Below are 12601 nucleotides of genomic sequence, written 5' to 3'. Positions count from 1 at the left end.
TACACTCAAAAGATACAAAAAAAAGGAGCAGAAAACATTTAGCTTCTACTCCTTTTAATTAACAATCATTCCTAAAGAAGGACTTTTTCAGTGTCCTCATTTTATCTCTAAAGGCTTTTATGCTTTATCCTTCCAATGGAGGAATTACGGGACACATATTCGGAGAAATCGAACAATATGGCGGTATATTAAAAGGGTCACAACTAGGTCGATCAACAAGGGGCTTAGCACAATCTATTTTATAACCATTCAAGGAATAGATATAATTACCGCCTTTAATTTGTTTTAGTTCGTCCTTGCCTAACACCTGAACATTTGGAAGATTTAGGATAAATTTCATTTTTATGAGGTTTTAAAGTTAATATGTTATAAATATAACTAAATTTTCTTACCTAATAACATAATTACATAAAACTAAACTTACTTTAAAACAAAATTCCAAATCCCAATTGTAAAAATTGGAATTTGGAATTTAAAATATTGGAATTTTATTTAAACCAAGCTTGGCTTACGTAATAACTTTCCGTTTTTATTCTCTTTAAACTTCGGAACAAAAACAATTTCTTTTGGTTTTTCATACTTTCCTAAACCATCAAAAAACTCCGGAGTAAATTCTTGTTTTTCACCTTCGACAACCAAGATTAATTTTTCTCCCAAAGCAGTATCAGGAACTCCTGTTACAAAAAATCTGGTATTTATTTTACCAATTAGTTTCGCTTCTATTTGTTCCGGAATCAGCTTAACTCCTCCACTATTAACAACATTATCAATTCTTCCCAGGAAAATAAATTGATTCTCTCTTATTATTTCGACCAAGTCATTGGTAACAATTGGTTCATCTGAAATTGTTGCAACATTAATAACAAGACAACCACGATCATCCTGACTAATTTTTGCATTTGGTAAAACCGTAAAAACGTTCTCTCCTACTTTTCTCGCAGCAATATGAGTAATCGTTTCGGTCATACCATAAGTTTCATACACTTCGGTTTTGATTAGCGGCAAAACCTTTTCTTCAAGAGCAGTATCCATTTTAGCCCCGCCAACAATTATTTTTTTGACATTTTTTAAAGCCTCAATCGAATTCTGAACCTGTAAAGGCACCATCGCAACAAAATCATACACCTTTGTATTCAAAGCCAATGGTTGCGTACTCGGCGGTACAATATCCAATTCAAGACCTAAAATAATAGCGCGTACCAACATCATCTTGCCGGCAATAAATTGTACAGGCAAACAAAGCAATGCCTTATTTCCTGGCTCTAATTCGAAGAAATCTCCAGTTCCTAATGCAGACTGAATCATCGCTTGCTTTTCTAATCGTACTAATTTTGGAAGTCCCGTGGTTCCGGAAGTTTTCATCTCGATATAATTCTTATCATCGAACCAATCGAGCAAAAATTCGCCTATCGCCTGCTCATTGCTATCGCCCTCCTTAATATAATCATAAGCAACACGACGCAACTCGTCAGCGTTTAAATGAAAACTATTTAACTTAAAATAGTTGTGAACATTTTTGTGTGTTAATTTTGACATGATATTTATTAATTTGAAATTTCTACAACATTTATTTTACCCGTTAATTTTTCTTTCCAGTTCGTCCAGTTGTATTTTTTGCTAAAAATAAAAAGCAAAACAGGGTAAATCACTACAACTGGCAATATCACATCCAGACCGGCAGATGGTTCTGAAAGATCTTTAAAAAGAGAATGGGTTTGAAAAACAGACCAATCTGAAGTAACCAGCAAAGCACCAATTAAGTTGTTGGCCGCATGAAAACCCAAAGCTAGTTCGATCCCGTCATCCATAAGGGTGATAACACCCAAAAACAAACCGGTTCCTATATAATAAATCATAATAATGTAACCCATTTTGGCAACTTCCGGATTAAAGATGTGCATCATTCCAAAGATTAGAGACGTCATCATTAACGGAAACCATCTGTTCATTGCCAAATTAGCAAACCCCTGCATCAAATATCCTCTAAAAACATATTCTTCAGTACTGGTTTGAATAGGTATTAAGATCGATCCTACTACAACTAAAATCAAAAAAGGAATCAATTTAAAATTCCATACATAATTTTCAGGAGAGGTCAAATACACTATCACAAAGCTTAATAAAGTAAAAAACGTCCATATCCAAAAGGAAAAACCAATACGTTTCCAGTCCACTTTTCTTCTTGCTGTGGTAACAGATAAAAGCGTTTGATGATGCAAATATTTTACGACAAAATAAATACCTGCAAAGGCAAAGGCAAACGAAATCATAACCAAAAACAAAGTAAGATTAGGTTCGAATATTTTCATAATGGCAGCATTATCTGTAGGCATTACCTCTTTACCTGTAAAAGTTTTAAATAGCACCGCAACCGAAAAAGGAATCTGACCTATAAATGAAGCAATAATAATTAAGATTGACCCGATAAGATACAACCAAAATTTATTCTGAGATTTAATTCCTTGTTCTAAAAACATATGTATAATAATTTAAAAATGAGAATTCAATTTGATAAGTAAATCTTACTTTTGGTCTTGCTAAAATACCTAATTTTTAATTTAATTATCTTATAACAGCTTAAATATAACAAAATGATACAAATTTATCATAACCCACGTTGCGGAAAATCAAGAAACTGTCTGGCTTTTATCGAGCAAACCAATAAGGAATATGAAATTATCCCGTATCTGACAGAAACTCCCTCTGTTGACGAACTAAAAACATTACTTAAAAAATTAAATATTCAACCGGTTGATTTGGTTCGTACTAAAGAAAAAATATGGATCGAAAATTATAAAGGAAAAGAATTGACCAATGACCAGATTATTGAGGCAATGGCAAATAATCCTATTTTGATAGAGCGACCAATCGTGATAAAAGACGGAAAAGCAATTATTGGGCGAGATTTAGATCTTGTTGCTTCTTTTTTAGATTGATTATAAAAAGTATTATTAACATTTATTTATGATTTCTCGCTTTAAACCAAAAGGTACATTTGCGGTCTAAAGAAAAAAGAAACCAGAAATAAAATGAAACAAATCAAATTTGCTGTATTACTTGTAGTGCTATTTACAAGTTTTTACAATTATGCCCAACAAGGACCACCAGCCAACAACAAAGTAAAAGTTACAGGAAAAGTTTTCGAAAAAATAAGCAAACAACCTCTTGAATATGCCACCATTTCGATCACAGCTCCAAATGATACCAAAGTCATTGCTGGCGGAATCACAAATCCTAAAGGGGAATTTGATGTGGCCGTTGCTCCTGGAACATACGATATAAAAGTTGAATTTATTTCGTTTAAATCAACAGAAATAAAAGGAAGAACTATTCAGGGCGACACCAACTTAGGAGTTGTAAATTTATCTGAAGATGCTGCACAACTAAATGAAGTTGTAGTTCGCGCAGAGAAATCTACAGTAGAAATAAAACTGGACAAAAAAGTATACAATGTTGGTCAGGATATGATGGTAAAAGGCGGAACAGTAAGTGACGTTCTGGACAATGTACCTTCTGTTTCTGTGGATACTGAAGGAAATGTAAGCTTAAGAGGCAGTGATAATATCAGAATCTTAATAGACGGAAGACCTTCAAACGCAATTAACGTTGCCGAAGCTTTACGTCAGCTTCCTGCCGATGCTATCGATAAAGTTGAAGTAATCACCAACCCATCTGCGCGTTACGATGCCGAAGGAGGATCAGGATTAATAAATATCATCCTTAAAAAAGGAAAAAACCAGGGAGTAAACGGAACTTTTATTGCCTCTACAGGTATTCCTGAAACTTACGGTGCCAGTGCCAACCTGAACTATAAAACAGAAAAAGTAAATTACTTTACTACTGCAGGATACAACTACAGAACCAACGAAGGTGGCGGATTAACTAATACAGAATATTTTAAAGCCGACAAATCGACTAAAGGTTACCTGGATGAAGATCGTGATACCAAAAGAACAAACGAAGGATTCAACGGAAGAGCCGGTATAGAATGGACTATTGCACCTAATACTTTTTGGACCAACGCCATTAATTACCAAAAAAGCACAGGCGATACCAGAGATTTAATTAACTACAATAATTTTGATGCTGCGCATACATTTACCGGAACATCTTTTAGATTAAACAACGGAGATACTGATAGTGAGAATGTAGAATATACTTCAAACTTAATCAAGAATTTCAACGATAAAGGACACAAACTTACTGCAGATTTATCGGTTTCAAGAAATACAGATGATAGTAACAGTATTATTTCAGGGTCACAAAATTTCAACAATACTTTAAACGATCAGGTTCAAAAACAAATACAACTTCAGGCTGATTATGTTTTGCCATTAGGTGAAGGAAGTCAGTTCGAAGCTGGATATAAAGGTAGTTTTGGAGACCTGAACAACGAATATTTAATAACAGATAATAAAGGTGTTAAAGATGATAAATTATCCAACACTTTAGAATACAAAGAAAACATCAACGCGATTTATACTCAGTATGGTTTCAAAGTAAACAAATTCTCTTATTTATTTGGTTTGCGTTGGGAAGACACCAACATTCAGGTGAACTTATTAGACAATAACGATTTCAATACTAAGAAATACAACAATTTATTTCCTAGTGCTTTTATTAGTTATGAAATTTCAGAACAAAGCAGCTTCTCAGCTAGTTATAGTAAACGTTTATCAAGACCAAGAGGACGTTTCATGAACCCCGCAACAAACTACTCCAGTAATGTTAATATCTTTCAGGGAAATCCTGATTTAGATCCTTCTTTAACTGATAAATACGACATTGGATATATCAAACGTTGGGACAAAGTAACTTTTAATACCTCAGCCTATTTCGAAAACACCAAAGATGTTTTCAGTTTCGTGAGAACTCCTACAGGTAGTGTTGTAGATTCTGAGGGTAATGTCGTAACTCCTACACCAGAGAACCCTGTTGAAGATGGAATTCCGGTTATTTTAAGCCGCCCTATTAACTTAGGAAGAGAGCAAAAATTTGGTTTTGAATTTACACTAAATTATACTCCGCTAAAAAAATGGAGAATCAACAGTAACTTCAATATTTACAACGTAAAAACTACCGGAAGCAATACTTATACAGATAACAAAGGAAATGTAGTCGTACAAGATCTGGACAATCAAGCTACAACCTGGTTTGCCAGAATCAACTCTAAGCTAACTTTACCATACAAAATCGACTGGCAGTTAAGCGGAGTATACAACGGCGAGCAAAAAACAGCTCAGGGAAAAAACTTGGGACAATTTGCTATGAACACCGCTTTTAGTAAAGATGTTTTAAAAGACAAAGCTACAATCGCATTCAATATTAGTGATATTTTCAACTCAAGAATCATGAGGTCATATACGTACCTTCAAAACGATACAACACTTGAGAGCCAGACATCATATGGCGAAATGCAATTCCGTAAACGTCAATTCAACTTATCTTTTACGTATCGTTTCAACAAACCTAAAAACGACAGAGAAAAGAACGGAGCGCCCAAAAATGAAGGCGGCGGCGATGGCGGAGGAGAATTTCCGGGATAATATTTCTTAAAATTCCAACATAAAAAAATCCAAATTCCAATTTTGTAAAACTTAGTATTAGTTTAGAATTGGAATTTGGATTTTTTTTATTGGAATTTATTTCACTTATTCACATAAAAAAAAGGACTCGCAAAAACGGGTCCTTTTTTTATAAAGTCAACTTAAAATTAAATTGCTTGTTCTGCTTTTTTCTTTGCTCTTTTCTCTTTGATCATTTCCCAGCTTGCTCCCGTAACCCAATAAGATACGAAACCAACTAAGAAAAACATCAACCAAAACCCTATAGTTAGTATGGTCAAGAAAAGTAAAAAGCCTAAGTACTGTGAAAATTCAAACATGTTTTCCGGAATTTTTGAATGTAAGGACAAATGTATGTTTTATATTTTTCGTTAGCAATAAAAACCAAATCAATTTTCATAAAATCACAATAATACGTATATTTAAACTCATTTTAAATAAGCTTTTTTCTCGATAATTATTTAACTATCTAAACTAGAAGAGTATGAGTATTTTCAAGAGCTATTTCCCGCTATCCGTTACAATCTTTTATGTTTTTAAAGAAAAAACATAAAAGGATTTCCACTTCTATCGGGGCTAAAAATTCATTTTCAAAAGAAATTCCAATCACAAAAGAAAAAAAATCCGTTTCAATCTGCGTCTTTACGAAGTAAATCAGTCTAATCCGCGTTCAATTTACCTCAACAAATCACGCCTAACATTTCACAACAACAATTAACAACTCACAGATTACAAATAACATTTTACAAATAACATCATGAAATACAGAATAGAAAAAGACACCATGGGCGAAGTTCAGGTCCCTGCAGATAAATATTGGGGCGCACAAACAGAACGTTCCCGTAACAATTTCAAAATTGGCGCTTCGGCTTCAATGCCACAAGAAATCATCGAAGGTTTCGCTTATCTAAAAAAAGCCGCCGCATACGCCAATGCCGATTTAGGTGTTTTACCCGCCGAAAAACGCGATGCCATTGCCGCAGTTTGCGACGAAATCCTCGCTGGACAACTTAAAGACGAATTTCCGTTAGTTATTTGGCAAACAGGTTCAGGAACTCAAAGCAATATGAATGTGAACGAAGTCGTTGCCAATCGTGCACAAGTTTTAAAAGGCTTTAATATTGGCGAAGGCGAACCTTTTATCAAAGCTAATGACGATGTCAACAAATCACAATCATCAAATGACACCTTCCCTACTGCCATGCACATTGCCGCATATAAAATGGTAATCGAAACCACTATTCCCGGAGTCGAAAAACTACACGCCACTTTAGCCGCAAAAGCAAAAGAATTCAAAGATGTTGTCAAAATTGGCCGTACCCATCTTATGGATGCCACGCCATTAACTTTAGGACAAGAAATTTCAGGTTATGCCGCTCAATTATCATTTGGATTAAAAGCTTTAAAAAATACTTTAGCACATTTATCCGAAATCGCTCTTGGAGGAACCGCAGTAGGAACAGGATTAAATACACCAAAAGGATACGACGTAAAAGTTGCTGAATACATTGCAAAATTTACCAACCTGCCTTTCGTTACCGCCGAAAATAAATTTGAAGCTCTTGCAGCACACGATGCTATTGTAGAAACTCATGGCGCATTAAAACAATTGGCTGTTTCGCTTAATAAAATTGCAAACGACGTTAGAATGCTTGCTTCAGGGCCACGCTCCGGAATTGGAGAAATTCACATTCCTGAAAACGAACCAGGATCATCTATCATGCCCGGAAAAGTAAACCCAACACAATGCGAAGCCTTGACTATGGTTTGTGCACAAGTGATCGGAAATGATATGGCAATCGCCGTTGGCGGAATGCAGGGACATTACGAACTAAACGTTTTTAAACCCGTTATGGCAGCAAACTTCCTGCAATCAGCACGATTATTAGGAGATGCCTGCGTTTCCTTCGACGAACATTGCGCTCAGGGAATCGAACCCAACTACAAACGCATCAAAGAATTAGTAGATAATTCATTAATGTTGGTTACAGCTTTAAACACCAAAATAGGATACTACAAAGCAGCCGAAATTGCTCAAACCGCACACAAAAACGGAACTACTCTAAAAGATGAAGCCGTTCGTCTAGGTTACGTAACTCCCGAAGATTTTGATGCCTGGGTAAAACCGGAGGAGATGGTTTAAAAAAGTTATGAATTATGAATTATGAGTTATAAATTATGATTGAAAACAAAAGGCAGAAGATTAAAAAAATCTTCTGCCTTTTCTATTATTTCTAAAAATTACAATTCATAACTCATAACTCACAATTCATAATTATTTACCGTCTACATAATCTTGTAAATAACTAAATCTCTCCGTCAACTTTCCTTTTTCGGTTATTTTTGCTCTTTGCAGGATTCCGTCTTTATCTCCATTGAAGAAAGCAGGAATTACGTGTTCCATAAATTGTTCTCCAAAACCTTCGCTGGCATCTTTAGGAATTTCGCAAGGCAAATTATCTACCGCCATTACCACAACAGCTGCAGGATGAAACACCTCAACTTCTCTGTCTTCTAAAGGGAAATAACCATAAATAGGCTCTTCAATCGTCGAAGAACGCACAGTACAAGCTATTGGTCCATTTACGTCACACGAAATATCGGCTACTACTTTTAATTTACAATCACTTGCATTCAGCATTTCTTTGGTTAAAATCATCGGAGCGCCAGTAGCATAAAAATGTCCGGCAAAATAAATATCCGAAACTTTAGTAAACTTTTCAAAATCTGAAACATATTGGTCAGGATGTTCGATAAAATCTCTAAAATCGATCACTTCTCCATCAATACGTTTATTATATTCTAAAACATCTAACTGAACATATACAGGCTGCGCATAGTTTTTAGTCAAATAATTTTCGACCGTAATTTCTTTTACCTTAATAGCATCAAGAATTTCTTTAGCACCGCTGCCTACTTTTCCGGTTCCGGTAACCACAAATTTTAATGCTGGTAAATTAAGACGTTTTAAATGTGCGATTAAAGCATCTTTGCCTGCAAGAGTTTCTGCTTTTGGCAATTTGAATAATTCAAATTTTATCCCAAAAGCACGAATTCCATTATAAACCCCCACCATTCCGGCGTATTTTCCAAAACCAATTAAACGACGATTTTGATCATCGACAATGGTTTCGTGATCATATAAATCGATATTTTTTTCTAAAATCGCTTTTAGTAGTTTCTGATTGTAAGGCTGTTTCTTAATAGTATGAGAAAAAAAGAAATAGGCTTTATCCGGAATCAAATTATCGACAGGAACCTCTTTTACTCCAAATAAAACATCACATCCGGAAATATCCTCTGTAACTGTGATTCCCATACTTTTATATTGAACGTCAGAAAAAATCCTGATATCAGAACTCTCTACCTCAACAATAGCGTCGTGATAGGTTTGTTTTAGTTTTGCAAGTTCATTAGGCGAAAATACAACACGTCTGTCCGGTGGATTCTTTCTTTCTTTTATAATTCCAAATTTCATTTATATCCGATTAAAATAATTATTAATATAACTTTTTCACTTCAATTTGTTTCAAATATAACAAATTTAGTTAAAGTTTTGTTGTTAAAATACAATTTAGAATGTTTTAAAACCGTTAAAAGCTGACAAACAATCAACTAATTAAATAAAGTCTTAATATTTTGTTAAAATCAACTTTCAGGTAAACAAAAAATGACGAAACTTAAATATTGAATTCTATATATTTGTTTTTAAAGAATGATGAAAATGAGCCTCCTTAAAAAAACAAATATACCACAAATACTTTTCTCAATACTAGTTTTAAGTTCTTGTGGTAAAGACAAAACAACACAAACAGATACTGCCACAGAAGTCGAAGATACTTTACCTAAAATGAAACCGTTAGCTCATGAAACTAAAATTTCACAAGCTTATATAAATTCAGTTGCCGGACGAATCAATCACTTTTACAATAAAAATTGGCCTAACAATACCATGAACGGAAGTTTTTTAGTGGCAAAAAATGGTCAGATAATTTTTGAAAGATATAATGGTTTCGCCAATAAAAACGAAGGAACTAAAATTACAGCCGAAACTCCGGTACAAATTGCTTCAGTAAGTAAAGTTTTGACAGCAACTGCGGTTTTAAAATTGGTAAATGCAGGAAAAATTGATTTAGACCAAAAAGTAAACACAATTCTGAAAACATTTCCGTACCAGGATTGTACGATCAGAATGCTTTTAAGCCATCGCAGCGGAATGCGTAATTACGCTTATTTTACAGACAGAGATAAATCGGTTTGGGACAGACATAATCAGCTTACAAACAAAGACATCTTAAACATTTTAGCGACAAAAGATATTGCTTTAGAATCTAAAACAGGAACACGTTTTAGTTATTGCAATACCAATTACGCCATGCTTGCGCTAATTATCGAAAAAATCACAGGTCTATCCTATAAAGAAGCCATGTCTCAAATGATTTTTAAACCTTTGGGCATGACGCATACGTATGTTTTTGATGATGATAAAGACCGAAAAAAGATTGTTCCTTCTTATAAAGGTAACGGTGTAGAAATAGGTTTTGATTATCTTGATAATGTATACGGAGATAAAAACGTATTTTCGACTGCAAGAGATCTTTTAAAATTTGACCGCGCCAGAAATGCTCCCGGATTTTTAAAACCTGAACTTTTAAAACAAGTTTATACAGGTTATAGTAATGAAAGAAAAGGAACAAAAAATTACGGTTTGGGAATTAGAATGATCAATTGGGAAACCGGACAAAATTATTATTTCCATAATGGTTGGTGGCATGGTAATACCTCATCGTATATTCCGTTAATGAAAGAGCATGTTACGATAATTGCTTTGTCGAATAAAATGACAAGAAACACTTATGCAGTTCGTAAACTGGCTCCTATTTTTGGTGATTATCCGTTTAATTTCAAAGATGAAGAATAATATTATTTTTCTGAAAAATTTATTACAAAACTAACTTCAAATAGTATAAATTTGCAAACTCATTTTTGGGGTCGACTGGTTTTGACAGCAAGTCGAATTGAAAAGTAAGCACGTCGAGCATTGAGACCTTGCTCGTAAATATAAGATCTTACAATTTTACACGGCGAAAATAACTACGCTTTAGCTGCATAATCCGAATTATAGTAAGATTAAGCCACGTCTCTATCAGATAGAGAAGCTGGATTCTCCTTGAAAGCCTTGGTTTGTGGCGGTCAGTACAGGGGAACCGTAAAAATAAACCTAGATTTCCATGAGCTTCGGGTGGATATCGAAATTAAGAAGATAAGTGTTGAGTGGTTGTTCCTGACCTAGCTTAACATCGAAAATCCAATCAGGAAATAAACGTGTAGAAAGCTCTTTAGTTGCTTGTTTGGACCCGGGTTCGATTCCCGGCGACTCCACAAAAAAACCTGTAAACTCTTTGTTTACAGGTTTTTTTTATATTAAAACTCAGCATATCAGCGTAATGAAAAAATGATCATTACATTAGTATCAGGATCAAGTTAAATAAAGAGCATAAAAGTGGAAAATCAACAAACGAGCTGGACTACTTGTCCGGAATGCCAGGGACGCGGCAAAAAAAGCCGAAGAATTAGCAAGAAAGCACGACTGCTCTACCAGATTGCTCTTGATCAATTTGAAAAAACCAACGAAGGAACAGCTCCGGTTTATCCCAAGGGCAATTTATATGTATGTGCAAACTGCAACGGCTCAGGATTGATTCCGTCTATGAGCGCTCCTCTGGCTGATAAAGAAAACTTTCCTCATGTTGCTATTATTGGCGGCGGTATTGGTGGTGTAGCTCTCGCAGTGGCCTGCCTACATCGCGGAATTCCTTTTACTCTTTTTGAACGTGATCATAACTTCGAAGCCCGATCTCAGGGTTACGGACTCACCTTGCAACAAGCCAGCAAAGCCATCGAAGGATTGGGCATTTTTTCATTGAAAGATGGCGTTGTTTCAACCAGACATTTGGTGCATACTACAGAAGGAAAAGTTATTGGAGAATGGGGAATTAGAAAATGGCTGCAATTTGATACTAAAACAGCAAATAAACGTACTAACATTCATATCGCACGGCAATCTTTGCGTTTAGCATTACTGGAACAACTAGGAGGTTATGATTTTGTACAATGGGATCATCAATTGGTTGATTTTAAAGAAAATGATAACGAAGGTGTTGATTTAAAATTTCAGGTAAATGGCGAAATAACAAACCTAAAAGCCGACCTATTAGTAGGAGCCGATGGTATTCGCAGTTCCGTAAGACGATTGCTAATTGGTGAAGACATTACTCCTTTGCGTTATCTGGAATGTATAGTAATTCTGGGTATTTGTCCTTTAGAAGCTATTGCAGCAATTGATAGTGATTTATTAGATTCTGCAACGGTGTTTCAGACCGCTAATGGCAATGAACGCATTTACATAATGCCTTATACATCAGATTCTGTGATGTGGCAACTAAGTTTTCCAATGTCTGAAGAAGAAGCTAAAACACTAAGCGCTCAAGGACCTCAAGCACTTAAAGAAGAAGCATTTCGCAGAACACAATGGCACGATCCTATTCCGCAGATCATAACAGCAACCCAACAAGCTCAGGTTTCAGGATATCCGGTATACGACCGGGAATTACTTGATGCTACACTATTGGCGAAAGCCGGAAAAGTAACTTTGATTGGAGATGCTGCTCACCCAATGAGTCCGTTTAAGGGACAAGGTGCGAATCAGGCATTACTGGACGCACTTGCATTGGCTCGTGGAATTTCTAAAGGATGCAGACCGATGTCGCAATGGAGAAAAACAGGAATAAGAGCAAGTGTCTTAAATGAATTTGAAACGGAAATGTTAGAACGAAGCGCCATCAAAGTAAAAGATTCTGCCGAAGCCGCACAGTTTCTTCATTCTGAAATTGTACTTCGCGAAGGTGATGAACCAAGAGGAAGATGCTTAAAGAAAAAATAAGCTTACTTTCTATTACATAAAAATCTTATTTATATATTTAAAAAAAAGCGGCTGCCTGAAAAGACAACCGCATTTTTTCTAACTAATTTATTCC

Annotated in this window: 9 protein-coding genes and 1 other RNA gene; 6 read left to right on the top strand and 4 right to left on the bottom strand. The window is 35.2% G+C overall.

Translation table 11 applies throughout. The features are described 5' to 3' along the window. Positions 1–492: 492 nt before the first annotated feature. Both FLACOL7796_RS17295 and FLACOL7796_RS17290 read right to left on the bottom strand, forming a co-directional pair. The gene (locus FLACOL7796_RS17295; protein ID WP_173971981.1) at positions 493–1536 is read right to left on the bottom strand and encodes an AMP-binding protein; all 1044 of its coding nucleotides are present in this window, start codon (positions 1534–1536) and stop codon (positions 493–495) included. 8 nt (positions 1537–1544) lie between these two features. Continuing rightward, a complete protein-coding gene (locus FLACOL7796_RS17290) occupies positions 1545–2477 on the bottom strand; it encodes a CPBP family intramembrane glutamic endopeptidase (protein WP_173971980.1) in 933 nt (310 codons plus the stop codon). A 114-nt stretch (positions 2478–2591) separates the two neighbouring features. Between FLACOL7796_RS17290 and arsC the strand changes: the two genes are divergently transcribed. Together arsC and FLACOL7796_RS17280 are read left to right on the top strand one after the other, a co-directional pair. Next, entirely contained in the window at positions 2592–2936 is a 345-nt protein-coding gene (gene arsC / locus FLACOL7796_RS17285) for an arsenate reductase (glutaredoxin) (RefSeq protein WP_173971979.1), read from the top strand. Between the two features lie 93 nt (positions 2937–3029). Beyond that, entirely contained in the window at positions 3030–5546 is a 2517-nt protein-coding gene (locus FLACOL7796_RS17280; RefSeq protein WP_173971978.1) for an outer membrane beta-barrel family protein, read from the top strand. Positions 5547–5713: 167 nt separating this feature from the next. Here FLACOL7796_RS17280 and FLACOL7796_RS17275 read toward each other — a convergent pair whose 3' ends face one another. Further along, positions 5714–5884: a hypothetical protein gene (locus tag FLACOL7796_RS17275; RefSeq protein ID WP_089477451.1), complete on the bottom strand. Its 171-nt coding sequence runs from the start codon at positions 5882–5884 to the stop codon at positions 5714–5716. A 437-nt stretch (positions 5885–6321) separates the two neighbouring features. Here FLACOL7796_RS17275 and fumC point away from each other — a divergent pair, with 437 nt between their 5' ends. Beyond that, positions 6322–7707: a class II fumarate hydratase gene (fumC, locus tag FLACOL7796_RS17270; protein ID WP_173971977.1), complete on the top strand. Its 1386-nt coding sequence runs from the start codon at positions 6322–6324 to the stop codon at positions 7705–7707. 132 nt (positions 7708–7839) lie between these two features. On the opposite strand, the gene FLACOL7796_RS17265 is transcribed toward fumC, so the two are convergent. Beyond that, positions 7840–9042, bottom strand: coding sequence for an NAD(P)-dependent oxidoreductase (locus FLACOL7796_RS17265; RefSeq protein ID WP_173971976.1), 1203 nt, complete (start codon positions 9040–9042; stop codon positions 7840–7842). A 240-nt stretch (positions 9043–9282) separates the two neighbouring features. Between FLACOL7796_RS17265 and FLACOL7796_RS17260 the strand changes: the two genes are divergently transcribed. The 3 genes from FLACOL7796_RS17260 (at position 9283) to FLACOL7796_RS17250 (ending at position 12507) form a co-directional block, all read left to right on the top strand. After that, positions 9283–10485 (top strand): serine hydrolase domain-containing protein, encoded by a 1203-nt coding sequence (locus FLACOL7796_RS17260; RefSeq protein ID WP_173971983.1) that lies wholly within the window; start codon positions 9283–9285, stop codon positions 10483–10485. A 67-nt stretch (positions 10486–10552) separates the two neighbouring features. Then, positions 10553–10949: a transfer-messenger RNA gene (ssrA, locus tag FLACOL7796_RS17255) on the top strand. Between the two features lie 118 nt (positions 10950–11067). Beyond that, positions 11068–12507 (top strand): FAD-dependent oxidoreductase, encoded by a 1440-nt coding sequence (locus tag FLACOL7796_RS17250; protein ID WP_173971975.1) that lies wholly within the window; start codon positions 11068–11070, stop codon positions 12505–12507. The last annotated feature ends 94 nt before the right edge of the window (positions 12508–12601 follow it).

This window comes from Flavobacterium bizetiae (assembly GCF_902804475.1).
GTDB classification, from domain to species: domain Bacteria; phylum Bacteroidota; class Bacteroidia; order Flavobacteriales; family Flavobacteriaceae; genus Flavobacterium; species Flavobacterium bizetiae.
The sequence above is the reverse complement of the archived record's forward strand: the minus strand, read 5'-3'. Positions and strand labels throughout refer to the sequence as shown.

What these genes read in the sequence shown, in the direction of transcription:
- arsC (WP_173971979.1), top strand. Translation starts at nt 2,592, where the DNA reads ATGATACAAATTTATCATAACCCACGTTGCGGAAAATCAAGAAACTGT.
- FLACOL7796_RS17290 (WP_173971980.1), bottom strand. Translation starts at nt 2,477, where the DNA reads ATGTTTTTAGAACAAGGAATTAAATCTCAGAATAAATTTTGGTTGTAT.
- FLACOL7796_RS17265 (WP_173971976.1), bottom strand. Translation starts at nt 9,042, where the DNA reads ATGAAATTTGGAATTATAAAAGAAAGAAAGAATCCACCGGACAGACGT.
- fumC (WP_173971977.1), top strand. Translation starts at nt 6,322, where the DNA reads ATGAAATACAGAATAGAAAAAGACACCATGGGCGAAGTTCAGGTCCCT.
- FLACOL7796_RS17260 (WP_173971983.1), top strand. Translation starts at nt 9,283, where the DNA reads ATGAAAATGAGCCTCCTTAAAAAAACAAATATACCACAAATACTTTTC.
- FLACOL7796_RS17275 (WP_089477451.1), bottom strand. Translation starts at nt 5,884, where the DNA reads ATGTTTGAATTTTCACAGTACTTAGGCTTTTTACTTTTCTTGACCATA.
- FLACOL7796_RS17295 (WP_173971981.1), bottom strand. Translation starts at nt 1,536, where the DNA reads ATGTCAAAATTAACACACAAAAATGTTCACAACTATTTTAAGTTAAAT.
- FLACOL7796_RS17280 (WP_173971978.1), top strand. Translation starts at nt 3,030, where the DNA reads ATGAAACAAATCAAATTTGCTGTATTACTTGTAGTGCTATTTACAAGT.